The sequence below is a fragment of the Pseudomonadota bacterium genome, from assembly GCA_011049115.1.
Lineage (GTDB): Bacteria > Desulfobacterota > Anaeroferrophillalia > Anaeroferrophillales > Tharpellaceae > DSCM01.
In genome coordinates, this window is record DSCM01000001.1 from 21,541 (window position 1) to 34,528 (window position 12,988).

Consider the following 12,988-nt stretch of genomic DNA (forward strand, 5'->3'; position numbering starts at 1 on the left):
CACCAGGGTCGTTTTTCCAAGAAAAAATTCCGCTGCGAACCCGCCCTTCCATACACCAACGCGGTCAGACCTCACGCGGGTCGGGTTTCTTGCTGCCCGGGTAAAGCCGTTCCCGACACTGCGGGCAGATACTGTGAGTGAACTGTAACTCAGTGTGTTCTCCCATATAGGTTTCAACCTCCTGCCAGTAGCCGTCGTCATCCCTGATCTTTTTACAGGAGGCGCAGATCGGCAGCAAACCGGTCAGGGCGCGCACCTTTTCCAGGGTCTCACTGAGTTCCTTAACCAGCCGTTTCTGCTCTCTTTCGGCGTAGAGCTGAATGATCAGATATTTGACCCGATTGCGCAGCACCGTCCAGTGAAAGGGTTTGGTCAGGTAATCGGTGGCGCCGACGGCGAAGGCCTGGTTAATGCTGTCGTCATCGTCGAGGCCGGTGATCATCAGAATCGGAATATCGGCGTATTCCTTAAGCAAGCGCAGACGCCTGCAGGTTTCGACACCATCCATGACCGGCATGTCCATGTCCAGAAGAATCAAATCGGCCTTGCAGTTGCGCAGCAGACTCAGGGCCCGGGCGCCGTCTTCGGCCTCACAGACCCGATAGCCGTTATTTTGCAGAAAGACGGACAGGCTGCGGCGACTGAAAAGATCATCGTCAACCACCATAACGCAGTGTTTTGCTTCAATTTTATCGGCGCTATCGTTTATCATTATGGAATTCCCTGAGCCTGGCCGTAACCCGGGCGGCTTCTGCAAACAACAATGAAATCTTATCGGCAACCTGTTCAGCCTTCCCCTGGCGCCCTTGTTTCTCAAGTTCCCGCGCCAGCAGAGAAAGTTTTTCCGCCCCCAGCATCCCGGCGGCGCTTTTGATTTTATGGGCTTCGCCGGCGATCACGGCCAAATCATTTTCCCGCAGGGCCGTTTCAATGGCCTCGCGCTGAAGCGCCAGGGCCTGGCAAAACCGTTCCACCAGCATTCCGGTCCCCCCTCCCATCTCGGCCACGAAATTAGCCAGAGTCCGCCGATTGAGCTCCTGCGCGGAGGCTTTTCCGAGCCCTGAGCGGCCGCTGCCGCCGGTTTTCCGACACTCAGCGCCGCCGGACCCGGATTCAGCTTCCCGAGCCCCCAGAACCCTGGCGATCACCTTTTCCAGCTCCGCGGCCGTAAACGGTTTGCCCAGATAATCATCCATGCCTGCGGCCAGACATCTTTCCCGATCACCTTTCATGGCGTCGGCGGTCACGGCGACGACCTTTAAGGGTAAACCATCGGCGCCCGTAATCCCTTGTCGCCGAATCTCGGCCAGGGCCGCGAAACCATCCATTTTCGGCATCTGCAGATCCATCAGCACCAGATCGTAAGCTTTTTCCCGCACCGCATTCAGGGTTTCCCGGCCATCGGCCGTCCAGTCCGCCCGACAACCCAGATTTTCCAACATGTTCAAAATCACTTCACGATTTATTTCGTAATCCTCGGCCACCAGAAGCCTGCGTTTTTCAAGCTCGATTCGCGGTGCGCGGCGCAAGCGCCCGCCCCGGTCCCAGAAAGGGGTGGCTTTCCCGGCATCGCCGTGAGGCAGAGTCAATTCAACCCAGAAGACACTGCCCTCACCCGGACGACTTTTAAGCCCCAGTTCTCCTCCCATCATGGTCACCAGCCGCCGGACAATACTCAGCCCCAGACCGCTGCCTCCGTAATCGCGGGTGATCGATCTATCAACCCGCTGAAAGGGTTGAAAAATAATCTTCTGCTCCGCTTCATTGAGACCGATTCCGGTATCCGCGACGGCCAGGCGAAAAATCGAAGCCTTTCGCCCTCGATAACGCAGGAAAAGAACCATGGTCACCCGGCCCTGGTTGGTAAACTTGACGGCGTTGCCGACCAGGTTGAGCAACACCTGACGGATTCTGACCGGATCGCCCCGGACCACGCTGTTCATACGTTCCGGATTCTCATAAACCTCGAAAGCGACGCCCTTGGCTTGCGCCACCGGCATGAACAACCGACTAACCTCGGTAAAAACCTCGCGCAGATCAAAATCAACCTCCTCCAGCACCATCTTGCCGGCCTCGACCCGGGACAGGTCAAGGATATCGTTGAGCACCGTCAGCAGATTTTCCCCGGACCGTCTGATATTCATGACAAAACGCCGCTGTTTGTCATCCAGACGGGTTCCGGCCAGTAGCTCGGCCATGCCGATCAGACCATTCATCGGGGTTCGGATCTCATGGCTCATGGTGGCCAGAAACTCCGATTTAACCCGACTCGCGCTTTCGGCCTCGTCCCGGGCCTGAGCCAGGCGAGCTTCGAACTCTTTGAGATCGACCATCATCCGGTTAAAGGCCTCGACCAGGGCCTCGATTTCACGACTGGCCCGAACCTTGACCGGCCGGCTGAAATCACCTTGACTGACCCGATCGGCGGCGGCAATCAAGGCATTGACCGGAGAGGCCAGATGACGCGCCAGCAATCCTGACAATAGCAGCGCGGCCAAGGAGATCAACCCGATTTCCATGGCGAACAACCACTTCATACGATTGACATAGTCCGCGAAAATCAACGGCGTGATATCAAGCCGAAGTAAACCCAGCGGACTGACGGCCCCTTCTTCCTCATTCAACGACCTGAGCCGCAAGGGTAAAATAAAACTGATCACTCCGGCCGTGGTCACAGTTTTAACCTCGGGTTCGTCCGGATCTGCCTCCTGCAGCCAGGGAAGCAGTTCGGCTGGCTCCGGCCGCCAGGCAGGCGACGCACTCTCCGGGTTCTGCCATGAGCGCCAGGAAAGCGCGCCGGCATCATAGAGAATGATTCGTTCAATCTCAGGCGTGAGCAGCATATTTCTGGCCGTGGCCTCGATGTGCAGGGCACTCTGAGTAAAAAGCGCGGTCCGGGCCTGGGCTTGCAGAACCTTGACCCGATGATAACCCTGATCATGAAGCAAGCGGCGACCGACGGTTTTGGTGATATAGACCTGGCTGAACAGGGACGAGCCCAGGACCAGGATCGTCACCAGCAGAAAGGCCCCCAGCAGCCGGACGGCAAAACTCACAAAGTTCCTCCGCCATCGACAAAAACAATATTTTTCTCCAGCGCCGCGGGCGGCAGGACGGAAAAATAAGTCGCCCGGTCACGGTTAAGAAAAATCGTGAAAAGATTTTCTTCGCCCCCGGCAAAATCTTCAGCCACGTCGATCAGTTCCCCCCGAAGACCGTAAGCCGTCAGACCCTGACAAAGAAAGTCAGCCATCACCGACAAGGTATAATTAATGGAAAGCAAGGCTCCCTGCCTGACAAAACCAGGAGAGAGACCGATCAGAGGGCGCCGGGTCCGGGCCTGCAACTCCAGCATTTTATCAAGGGTGACCCGGTTGATCAGACCTGGAACCGGAATCATGAAAAAAAGGTCGCAACGCTGGTAAAGACGCTCAATCACCGCCAGTGAATTTTGCTGCGAAACCACACCGCAGTCAGCCTCGAATCCCAATTTTTCCGCGACCCGGCGAAACCGCTCGATTTCCCGCAGCTGCTCCCGGCTGCAAACCAGGGCGACGCGCTCGGCCTCAGGCAGCAATTTCCTGAGCACTTCCAGTTGGGTCGCAAAAGGGACGGAAAACGGCAGTCCCCGCCACCGACCACTGTCCGTGGCCAGATCGAGAGCCTCGGGTTCGGCAACCAGGGCGTAGAGCCCCGGTTGACCGTTGCCCTCCTGCAATGCCAAGCGCAGGGCGTGGCTGCCGATGGCCACCAGCATGGCCGCGCGCTGAAGCCTTTCCCGATGACCGGTCTCCGCCTTTCCGCTTAAGGGAAGAAAGTCGAGTTCAAACTCCTCCGCGACCCGGGTCGGGTCCTGCAACGACCTGATGATCTCCTGGTGCTGAATGATTCTCGCCTGATAGATAATCGTCGCCTTCAATTTCTCGGCGAGCAGACAATCCGGATAAGCGAGAAACAGCCCCAGGACGATCAGGACGAAACTCTCGCGGCCCAAAGGCCGGAAAATCTTTTCAAGAATTTTCACGGGCAACGACAACCCCGAAAGCGACTTGATTGCGTTACAAAAAAAACCGGCCCGATTACAAAAACGGCTTAGCAAGGCAATGCGAAACGGCGCTCCTTTTCGCTCCACCTCTCAAACATAACCATTTAATTTCAACATGTTACAGTCGGCAACCGGAATCGATACAGCGCAAAAAGCAAAGCCTTGCGCGCGCGGCCAACCCCCGGTCATGCAAGATTCATGAGAGCAAAAACTCCGCCCCAGGCCCGCGGGGGTCACGCGCCGGCTAAAACTTAACCCGACAGCCGACCTCAAAAGAAACGCCGGGACGCGGATAACCGTCGGGAAGCTCACCGCTGGTACAGGCATAGGCGTAATCTTCCGAAAAGAGATTATGGGCGGCGACAAAAACCTCGACCCCCGGCGGCAGCAGGGCGTGATTGACAGCCCGCAGGGTGACATCTGCAAGCAGATAGTCGGGAAAACCTGCGCATGCCACCCTGGCGACCCTCTCGGTACGGCCGACATACTGACAAGTCAGATTGAGATTGAGACCGGGCCACAACCTGAAATTAAGCGCCGCCAGCGAGAGCCAGCGGGAAATCCCGGCCAGGGGCTCGCCGTCCTGATCCCGGGCATGAGCATAGGCGAGGTTGAAACGCAGGTCGCCGCCTTCGAGAAAACCTGAGAAACGCCGCACCAGGCCGAATTCAACCCCATGGGTCACCACCTCGTCCTCATTGGCAAACATAATCTTGCCGGCAGTCACCCGATTCGTTTCCTCCCTGATCAGGTCTTCGAATTCATTGCGGTACAAAGCCAGGCTCAGATCGAGATCGCGCCCCAGTTCAAACTCAAAATCAAGCTCGTAACAGCGGCCGGTTTCCGCGTCAAGCTCGGGGTTACCCAAAAAAGGACCGCCCTGCGCCTGTTTGTAAAGACTGCGAAAGGAAGGCGCGGCAAAAGATTCACCGTAAGCGGCCTTGATGCGAAACCACGGCCGGGGCTGATAGACCAGGGCCAGACGGGGGGAGACTTCCGATCCAAAATCCTGATAATGATCAAAGCGTAACCCGGCCACCAGAAAAAGTTGTGCGTTAAGACGCCACTGATCCTGGGCGTAGACCGAATAAAACCGGCGCCGGGCTTCCGCCATCCAGCTGAAATGATCCGTGACGTCGATCAGCTCCGGCAGGGGCAGGGGATCGAAATTGGCCCTGAAACTGACCTGATCCAGCACCGTATAGCGAAACTCCCCCCCGCAACTGAACAGATGATCGGCGCCGAGCTGCCAGTCAAACTGCAGATTCGCGGTTAAGGCCCGCACGACACCGCTCTGAATCTCCAGCTTGCCGTCCGGGAAAACCTCGCCCTGGGGCCCGGTAAATCCCGGCGGCCGCAGACCCAATTTAGAATCAAGAACATGGCGGTCGAAACTGATTCGGGGTCTGACCTGCAGGGTGCCGTCAAAAAAACTCTTTTTCCAGCTGAGTTCGCTCCAGAAATAACTGCGCTCCATTTCGGTCTCGTCGCTCAGGGCCTTGCCGGGGCCGAAGAAACCGCCGTCACGGTGATCGAGATACTGCAGCTGCAACTGCAGGTCATCAATGGCGAAGCCGCCATTGATATCGCCGCGCTCGACCCATTCCCGAGTGGAGCCCGGAGCTAGGGAAACGCCGGCGTTCAGCGGATCATCACTGAGCGCGTCCCGCTTGACCCGCACTCCGGCCCCATCGCTGTTGAGATAGTTAAGATTCCCCCAGGCCGCCAGGCCGCCGTCTCGAATCGCCCCTTCCAGATTGTAGCGCTGCAACCGGTGCGAACCGGTTTTCGCGTCCAGGCCCAGACGGTCGGGCTCCCCTTTGCGGGTGATCAGATTAATCACCCCCAGCATCGCGCTCGAACCATACAGCGCCGATCCGGCTCCGCGAAAAACATAGTCGCGCCGCCGGTCCAGTCACTGTTGACCGGGTGATCGTTGATCATGAATAAAATCTTTTCCGAAGCGTTGCTGCGATAGCCGCGCATAACGACCACCGGATAGGCGTTAAAATCAAAAACCACCTCGATGCCGGGCACCAGACGCAAAACATCGGTCAGATCGCGGGCTCCGCGCCGGCGCATCTCATTGTTTTCAATAACCGTCACCAGCCCCGAAACCTGATGCAGGGGCTGTTTGGTCCGGGTCACAAGCTCGGTTTCCCCATAAAACAAGCCCAGCATTTCCTGCTCATCCCCGGCGGCCGCCAGCAGAACGGGAGTGAAGTCTGCCGAAAAACCCGGGTTCTCCGCTTTCGACCAACCGGTCCGGGCAAACAAGGTCGCCGGAAGACACAGAAAAAGCACCAGGCCGGCAACCAGGAACAACCTTAAATTTTTCATTTTATTCATATCACTCCCATGCCAGGCTTCAGGATAGCTGCAGACGAATCCGAAAAAGATCTTCCTCGCTCTCGACGATTTCAAAACCGAAGCCCTTGACAAAACGCATCATGGCGACATTATTACGCAGCACCAGGCCGAAAATTTCTTTAATCCCGCGATCCCGGGCGATATAGATCAGTTTTTCCATCAGCAGCCGACCGACCCCGCTGCCCTGCCAGGCGTCGGTGACCACCACGGCGAATTCATATTCCTCGCTGTGGGGATAGTAAATCAGGCGGTTGACGCCGATACTGATTTTTTTACCCTCCCGTTCAATCTGCGCGATAATCGCGACATCGCGATCATAATCAATCTGGGTAAAACGGGCCATCTGCTCCGGCGTGATCTCCTCCCGAAAGGAGAAAAAACGAAAATAACGGGTCTGGCGGGAGAAACCCGAAATCATCTCGTGGTGAGCCGCGGCGTCCTCGGGTTTGATCGGGCGGATCAGAACCCGGGTTCCATCCTTCAAGGTCTCCGTAAATTCATACTGGTTGGGATAGGGAATCGTCGACAGATGATGCGGAGAACGCAGGTCCCGGTCGACCAGGGTGATTTTCGCATCGACAATACGGAAGTCGTTCGCGGCGATCGTCAAGGGATGCAGGATCAACTCGGCGAGTTCAGGCAGATCGACCACCATCTGCGAGACCCGCATCAGGATTTCCTCCAGCCGGGCTTGGGTGAAGGGCCGAATCCGGGAGCATTCGGAAAGTTTGGTCCGGGAAATCAGCTTGCCGGCGAGCTGACGGTCCAGCGGCGGCAGAATCACCTCCTCGGCCGCCGCCACCCGAGCCTGCAGACCGCCGGAACCGATAAAAAGATAGGGCCCGAATTCAACATCCCAGCGACTACCGAGATTGATTTCATAATCGACATTTTCGACCATCGCTTCGAGGGTAAAGGCCGCGCTCTGACAGGCATCCTTTTCCAACCGTTGCAGAAGTCTGACCGCAGCCTCGATCACCGCCTCCCGGCTGCGCAGATTAAGCAAAACCCCGCCGCGGTCGCTTTTGAAAAAGCTGTTCCCGGAATCAAGCTTGAGAACCACAGGATAGGAAAAATCCTGGGCCCGTGCCAGGATTTCCGCCAGCGAGGAAAAACGCCGGACCGGATTGACCGGCAGGCCGTAAAGTTCGAGCAGCTGCCGGGAGGTGGCGGAATCCAGCCGGGAAACCCCGGCCGCCAGCCATTTTTCAACCTGCCGGCGCGCCTCGTCCAGGGCGGTGCGATCATAGCCCAGTTCCCGGCTGTAACGTTGCGGAATCACCACAAGATTGGAAAGTTTTTCATGGTAGCGAAAAGCGTAGTGACAACTTAAAACCGCTTCCTCCACTGAAAAACAGATTTTGGTGCGGGCATCGGTCAAAGCCTGGGCTGAGACCTCATAACTTGAAGGATCCCCACCCAGCCAGACAAACAGCAGATTGACTTCGGCCGCCGCAGGCAAGACCTTGATGCGGGGCACCAGCCGCATCGGTTCCAGCCATTGGCTGTGCACCATGATCACCAGCAGCAGGTCAAACTCGGCCGCCTCCAGACAGAGGTCAATCACCTTAAGGTAACGCTGATCATCGGCATCAGCTGCGATACAAATCGGATCGAGATTCCCGGAATAGGGCGAGATATAGCGGCCGATCTTCTCTCCCAGCCCAGGGGAAAGGGCGCTGACGCTGATACCCTTACAGGCCAGACCGTCGACGGCAAGCACCCCCAGGCCACCGGAATTGCTGATAATGCCCAAGCGCCGCCCCCTGGGCAGGCGGCCCCTGACCAGATGATCCCCGGCATCCAGCAGTTCCTCGACAGTCTCGACGCGAATGATTCCGGCCCGGCGAAAAGCGGTATCGTAGACCCGGTCCTCGCCAGCCGGACAACCGGTATGTTTTCTGATCACCTCGCGACCGAGCTCACTCTTGCCGACACGAATCGCGACGATCGGCTTGATGCGCGCCACCGAACGGCAGGCGCTCATGAACTTCTTCACGTCCTTCAGATTTTCAATATACAGTAGAATACAGCTGACTTTAGCCGACCAGCCCAGATAGTCGATCATGTCGCCGAAATCGATATCACTCAAGGCCCCGAGGCTGACGACATGACTAAAACCGATCCCTCGTTTCGCGGCCCGGCCCAGAATCGACGAAATCACCGCTCCGCTCTGCGAGAGCAGGGCGATACCGCCATCCTGAACCGGGATTTCAAACAGAGAGACATTGAAATTCCGGGCCGGCACCACCATCCCCAGAGAATTGAAACCGAGCAGGCGCAGCCGGTTTTTTTTTGCCCGCCGAATGGTCTCGGCCTCATGGCGATCATCGCCGCGCGAACCTTTCCCGGTCATGATGATCAAAGCGGCAACCCCAAGACGCCCGCAGAGATCGACCAGCTCCGGCGTTTGCGCCAGCGAGAGCAGGGAAACCACCAGGGGCGGCGGTTCCGGAATCTCCGTCAGGGCCCTGAAACCCGGCTCCGGCGGCTTCGAAGCTGAAGCCGCCGGAGCCGGGCCGATCAGGTACACCGGCCAGGCCCCGGGCTTCAGATTGGCGAACAGCTGTTCTGCCTTACCCTGGGAACCGCAACCGCAAGCTTCGACCACCGCCACCGCTCCCGGGGTAAAAAGTTTATCCAGATTATAAATACCCATCCCCTGACTTTCCGGCCCCTTTCGCCAACCACGACCACTCCATTGCAGACAAACTACAACTTCAGCCGGATTCCGTCAAGTATTTCTATGCGAATTTTCCATTAAAAACAATGAGTTACATCATTTTTACAATATACGGATAGACTTATATCGAAACACCGACCTCTTGGGAACCAAAAATCGCGCCGCCGAAAACCCGCTTTAAAAAAGTTGACGCTGATTTTAAATTCATACTTTTGCCTGATAGACATCATCCTTTGATTTTGTTAATTAACCCACCAGTGAAGATACAGAATCAGTGGCGGATCGGTTTGCAGCTCAGGGTTGGTGGAAAAAACCACCGAACAATCGTAAAATCATGCTTTTTAAGTTCAAAGACAACCTCTTCAACCAGGAAAAAAGGAAAAGAAAAATGAAAAAATCGGTATGGCTCGGTCTTGCCTTGGCGGGTTTACTCATTCTTGCCGGAATCCCGGCGCTGGCTTACGATTACAGCGCCATCGGGGTAAACATCACGGTTTTTGACGGTGTCGGCAATGGTTCAACCAATTGGTTCGGCGACCAGGAAGATCAAGAAGTGGAATACAGCTCCCAATATAACGCCGTCACCGGTCAGGACTGGGACATGGAAGCCTTCTTCTGGAAAAACGAGACCTCCACCCTGACCATGATCGGCGGCTACGATCTGATCGACGGCAAAGACGGTATTAAGCCCGGCGATGTTTTTCTGGATGTCGGCAGCAATGGCAGCTGGGATTACGCGATTTCCTTCAGTAATACGGGAACCGCCACCTGGTATGCGCTCGACGCCTCCAGCACGTTGATCCCCACGACCCACTTCCCCACGTCCGACCCCTGGAAATATGCCAGCGGAGCCACTGACAGCGGGAGCTTGAATTCACTGTACACCGCTTTTTTCAGCACTGATTTAGCCGGGGTCGCCACCGGAGGAAATCACAACGCGATCGCCTTGGATCTTTCCGGTCTCACCCTGGGCACCAGCTTTACCGTCCATTTCACGATGGCCTGCGGCAACGACAATCTTGTGGGCAGAGTTACGCACGACACCCCGAACGTCCCCATTCCCGGAGCCGTCTGGCTGCTGGGTTCCGGCTTTGCCGGTCTGGTGGGACTGCGCCGTCGTCGGCAGAATTAAGCTCCGTTACCGGAAAACTGGGGACACGCTCCCGATTTCCTATGGCCCCAGTTTATTCCCATCTTAGTCTTCGTCCATAAAAAAAGAGCTGCCTTGGGCAGCTCTTTTTTTATGGACTTGCTTTAGCGAAAAAATAATCTCTAGGTCAGGGCCAGGGCACCGATCTTCGGCCCCAGAATTTTCTCCAGTTTCTTCAGGGCGTTGCTTTCAAGCTGCCGCACGCGCTCCCGGGTAATCCCCAGTTCGTCCCCGACATCCTGCAAAGTCTTGTCATCGTCCCCTAGAAAACGGCCGGCGACCACCTGCCGTTCCCGCAAGGTCAGCTCACGCAGCGCCTGAGCGATCAGGCGACGGCGGTCGGTCTCGGTCTCCCGCAACAAAAGGCTTTCCTCCTGATCTTCACTGTCGTCCGCAAGCAGATCAAGATAGATGGTCTCGCTGTCGGCCAGGGAACAATCCAGGGAAAAATCACGGGCGTTGAGCCGCTGACAGAAATCCCGCACCTTGGCGTCTTCTTCACGACTGTCGGCCAGGGCCGTGATTTCCGCCGTATCCAGCTCGTCCCCGTTGAGAAAACCCCGCACCTTGCCGAGTTTGAAAAAAAGTTTTTTCTGCAGCTGCGTGGTGCCGACCTTGACCAGGCTCCAGGAACGAATGATATAATCCTGAATATAGGCGCGAATCCACCAGACCGCATAGGAAATCAGGCGATATCCCCGATCCGGATCAAACTTTTTGACGGCCCGCATCAGGCCCATGTTGCCTTCCTGAATCAGGTCCATCATGCGCATGCGATACCCCCGGTATTCACTGGCGATCTTGACGACAAAACGCAGATTGGCGGTAACCAGCCGATGCGCGGCGGCCAGCTCGTTATTTTTTTTATAACGCAGGGCGAGTTCGTTCTCCTCTTCCTGGGTCAACAGAGGAATCCGACTGATCTCGGTCACATAACGTAAAAACGAATCGGTATTAGTCAAAGATAAGGATTTTTCCATTGCAGCCACCTCCCGGACAGCTATATTAGCACTCTCTGTTTTAGAGTGCTAATATAGCATGAAGCCATCATAAATCAAGAAAAATCTCTATAATTATTTATAATTAAATAATCCTAACCAAAAAGGTTCAGAAAAATAAGGGCCGCGATTTTCAGCCCTTGACGCCACGGCAAAATTTTCACTATAAGTTCAGCGGAAGAACTTAAAAAAACGGGAGCCCGCCAAAAAGCCGCAACTTGCAAAAGGAAAACCAGGGGCGCGCCGGGCGCCACAGCCCCATACGAACGATTGCGAAGGAAATTCATCATGACCGTCACGAGCAGAAATCTATCCAGGCCGGGAACCGTGGTTTTCGTCCGCAGCGCCCGGGCCCGGCGCATGAACCTCAGGGTTCAGGCCGATGCGACGATTCGCGTCGCCATTCCCCCCGGAGGCTCCCTGCAGGCGGCGGAAGCCTTTGTCCGCAGCCGCCAGGACTGGATCGAACAACAGCTGCGACAAAAACAGGAAAGCCTGAACCTAATCGCCGGTCTGACGGTCCCCTCCGACGGTTTCGACCCGGACCAGGCCCGAACAAAAATCACGACTCGGCTGCGCGAGCTTACGGCCGCACATAACTTTACCTATCGGAAACTGAATTTTCGCAACCAGAAAAGCCGCTGGGGCAGCTGCTCGGCAAACAACGATCTGAGCCTCAATCTCAAACTCGCCCTGCTGCCCGACGACTTGCTTGACCTGGTACTTTTGCATGAGCTGGTCCATACCGAGATCAAAAATCACGGCCCCGGATTTCACCACCGACTGGCGGCCCTTTGCCCCGACGCCCGGGCTCTGGACCGCCGGCTGCGCCAATACACCGCTCTGCTGCGCCCACCCCTGACACCGTTCATCACCACCGAAGAAAGCTCTTTCCGCGAACCCGAAAAAGACGAACCTTGCGACCCTCATCAAGTTCATCCGCGGGATGGTTGACCACCAAGGCGCCGGCGGCAAGACCGCTGACAAGCTCCACATTGAAGTCCCCGCGCCGACCGATACCGACGATTTGACGCCGAACCCGATCCCGCTCAATCACAAACAGGGCCCAGTCCTCCCCAACGCGAAACAGGGCGCTGCCCGGAACCTGCAGCACCCGCTCCCCGCGCCAGAGAATAAAATCCGCCTGAACCCGATAAGCATCTCCCAGACCGGCGAATTTTTCCGGGGCCTCGGTAAAATCGACAATCACCCAAACCCGCTGTTCTTCCACCCCGAGAGCCGAAACCTTGGTAAAAGCGCGCAGCTCAATCCTCTTCACCAGCCCGCGAAGTTCACCTTCGCCACCCCAATGGGTGAAGACGACCCGCAGGCCGGGCCGCAACCTGACGGCGTCGGCCGAAAGCAGATCGATCTCGACTTCCAGCCGGTACGAATCGCCGATTTCCAGCAACGCCTCGCCCAAGGCTACCGGATCGGCGCTTTCCCGCATGATTTTCAGAACCTTGCCGGAAACCGGCGCCCGCAAAAGCAAGGTTTCGTTTCATCCGCTAAAGAAGACTCCACTTCGCTCAGCCGGACCAGCGCCGCGGCGGCCGACTCTTTTTCAGAGGTCGCCACCGCCAGCCCAAACCGAGCCGATTGCAACAGGGCCCGACCCTGTTGTACCTGCGACGCGATCTCATCCATGCTTTCCTGGGCCACCCCCTGATCGGCCAGCAACTGACGAATCCGTTTTTCCCGCAGTTCCAGCCAGGCCAGCTGGGCCGCCGCCGCAAGGCCAG

Annotated in this window: 10 protein-coding genes; 2 read left to right on the forward strand and 8 right to left on the reverse strand. The window is 56.7% G+C overall.

The window, feature by feature from the left end; translation table 11 throughout:
- Positions 1 to 64: 64 nt before the first annotated feature.
- From ENN66_00085 to ENN66_00110, 6 genes are all read right to left on the reverse strand, one after another.
- Positions 65 to 712 carry a response regulator gene (locus ENN66_00085; GenBank protein HDS15037.1) on the reverse strand — a complete coding sequence of 216 codons (648 nt, stop codon included), beginning with the start codon at positions 710 to 712 and terminating at the stop codon, positions 65 to 67.
- Positions 699 to 3,056, reverse strand: a complete 2,358-nt coding sequence (locus tag ENN66_00090) for a response regulator (GenBank protein ID HDS15038.1) — start codon at positions 3,054 to 3,056, stop codon at positions 699 to 701. The genes ENN66_00085 and ENN66_00090 overlap by 14 nt, the downstream gene beginning before the upstream one ends.
- Positions 3,053 to 4,024 carry a hypothetical protein gene (locus tag ENN66_00095; protein ID HDS15039.1) on the reverse strand — a complete coding sequence of 324 codons (972 nt, stop codon included), beginning with the start codon at positions 4,022 to 4,024 and terminating at the stop codon, positions 3,053 to 3,055. The genes ENN66_00090 and ENN66_00095 overlap by 4 nt, the downstream gene beginning before the upstream one ends.
- Before the next feature lie 265 nt (positions 4,025 to 4,289).
- Positions 4,290 to 5,897: a TonB-dependent receptor gene (locus ENN66_00100; protein HDS15040.1), complete on the reverse strand. Its 1,608-nt coding sequence runs from the start codon at positions 5,895 to 5,897 to the stop codon at positions 4,290 to 4,292.
- A complete protein-coding gene (locus ENN66_00105; GenBank protein HDS15041.1) occupies positions 5,885 to 6,394 on the reverse strand; it encodes a hypothetical protein in 510 nt (169 codons plus the stop codon). The genes ENN66_00100 and ENN66_00105 overlap by 13 nt, the downstream gene beginning before the upstream one ends.
- Before the next feature lie 19 nt (positions 6,395 to 6,413).
- The gene (locus tag ENN66_00110; GenBank protein ID HDS15042.1) at positions 6,414 to 9,074 is read right to left on the reverse strand and encodes a GNAT family N-acetyltransferase; all 2,661 of its coding nucleotides are present in this window, start codon (positions 9,072 to 9,074) and stop codon (positions 6,414 to 6,416) included.
- A 298-nt stretch (positions 9,075 to 9,372) separates the two neighbouring features.
- On the opposite strand from ENN66_00110, the gene ENN66_00115 reads away from it, so the two are divergent.
- Positions 9,373 to 10,230, forward strand: coding sequence for a VPLPA-CTERM sorting domain-containing protein (locus ENN66_00115; protein HDS15043.1), 858 nt, complete (start codon positions 9,373 to 9,375; stop codon positions 10,228 to 10,230).
- A 140-nt stretch (positions 10,231 to 10,370) separates the two neighbouring features.
- Here ENN66_00115 and ENN66_00120 read toward each other — a convergent pair whose 3' ends face one another.
- A complete protein-coding gene (locus tag ENN66_00120) occupies positions 10,371 to 11,228 on the reverse strand; it encodes a sigma-70 family RNA polymerase sigma factor (protein HDS15044.1) in 858 nt (285 codons plus the stop codon).
- 306 nt (positions 11,229 to 11,534) lie between these two features.
- Here ENN66_00120 and ENN66_00125 point away from each other — a divergent pair, with 306 nt between their 5' ends.
- A complete protein-coding gene (locus ENN66_00125) occupies positions 11,535 to 12,200 on the forward strand; it encodes a DUF45 domain-containing protein (protein HDS15045.1) in 666 nt (221 codons plus the stop codon).
- Here the strand turns inward: ENN66_00125 and ENN66_00130 are convergent.
- A complete protein-coding gene (locus tag ENN66_00130; protein HDS15046.1) occupies positions 12,118 to 12,738 on the reverse strand; it encodes an HlyD family efflux transporter periplasmic adaptor subunit in 621 nt (206 codons plus the stop codon). The two genes, ENN66_00125 and ENN66_00130, sit on opposite strands and share 83 nt — an antisense overlap.
- Between the last annotated feature and the right edge of the window lie 250 nt (positions 12,739 to 12,988).